At 31.6% G+C, this 602-nt stretch carries 1 protein-coding gene and 1 pseudogene; one reads left to right on the top strand and one right to left on the bottom strand.

The features are described 5' to 3' along the window. Window positions 1–269 precede the first annotated feature (269 nt). Window positions 270–428: a hypothetical protein gene (locus DMP16_RS11180; RefSeq protein WP_156770071.1), complete on the top strand. Its 159-nt coding sequence runs from the start codon at window positions 270–272 to the stop codon at window positions 426–428. Window positions 429–460: 32 nt separating this feature from the next. Here the strand turns inward: DMP16_RS11180 and DMP16_RS11595 are convergent. After that, window positions 461–602, bottom strand: a pseudogene (locus DMP16_RS11595) (YkgJ family cysteine cluster protein); the annotation flags it as partial.

Below are 602 nucleotides of genomic sequence, written 5' to 3'. Positions count from 1 at the left end.
TATAATTGCAAGAACTCCGTCGGCAAGGAAAAACACTCTTATTCCAAAAGGTAGGAAAGATATATTGTATAGCGGTATATGAACAAAAGCCCAGGCAAAGCTTAGTATTCCTGCTATAATACTTAAAACTAACGATAATCTTGAGACTTGTGTCATATAAAGCAACAAGTGGTTTGTTACTAATTAAATTTTTTCCCAATTCATGTATTTAATTGAAAGAATAATATTAGGAAAAAATTTAAAAGAAGTAGTGTCAGAAATAAAATTAAATGAGAATAAATAAAGTTGGAGTTATATTGCTAGGAATATCTATAGCTATATTGATAATAGGTGGCGTATTTTTTGGTATGGCAGCAGTTTCTCATACAGCTATGACTACCTCTGCTCATACGGCTACTCATACTGCAACATATACTTGGGGAGGATAAAGGGTAAGTCTTAAATGATAAAATCTATTTTATTATTTCTTTTTTTTCATTATTGCTTGGTAAAGTTCTTTAGGAGTAGGTTTTCTTCCAAGGCATTTCTCTAAGTCACTGATTATTGCATTAAGAGTTTCTTTTACTTTCTTTCCTGCGATGCAGTATTCTGGCACTTTGAAG

This window comes from Sulfolobus sp. B1, assembly GCF_007050195.1.
Taxonomy (GTDB): Archaea; Thermoproteota; Thermoprotei_A; order Sulfolobales; family Sulfolobaceae; genus Saccharolobus.
Note: the sequence above shows the minus strand (reverse complement) of the source record. Positions and strands in the feature narration are given on the sequence as shown.

What these genes read in the sequence shown, in the direction of transcription:
- DMP16_RS11180 (WP_156770071.1), top strand. Translation starts at nt 270, where the DNA reads ATGAGAATAAATAAAGTTGGAGTTATATTGCTAGGAATATCTATAGCT.